This window comes from Knoellia sinensis KCTC 19936 (assembly GCF_000768705.1).
Taxonomy (GTDB): Bacteria; Actinomycetota; Actinomycetes; order Actinomycetales; family Dermatophilaceae; genus Knoellia; species Knoellia sinensis.
Map to the genome: position 1 here is coordinate 1 of NZ_AVPJ01000061.1, position 240 is coordinate 240.

General features: G+C 67.5%; 1 protein-coding gene. It reads left to right on the top strand.

Annotation, left to right across the window (positions count from 1 at the left end):
• On the top strand, nucleotides 1-240 hold a 240-nt coding region (locus N802_RS19190; protein WP_035919755.1), incomplete at both ends, for an RHS repeat-associated core domain-containing protein.

The following is a 240-nucleotide window of genomic DNA, read 5'->3' on the forward strand; positions in this document are numbered from 1 at the left end:
GGGCGCGCGAATACGACCCCACCCTGGGCCGGTTCATCAGCGTCGACCCCCTCCTCGACGAGGGCGACCCGCGCCAGCTCAACGCCTACCAGTACGGGTACAACAACCCCCTCGCCTACAGCGATCCCGACGGACTGCGGCCCCTCGGCGCCGGCGACAGCGGCTGCACCAACTGCCGCCCCGTCTACACCGCACCCAAGGCCAAGAAGAACAAGCAGAAGTCCTACTGGAAGTACGGCA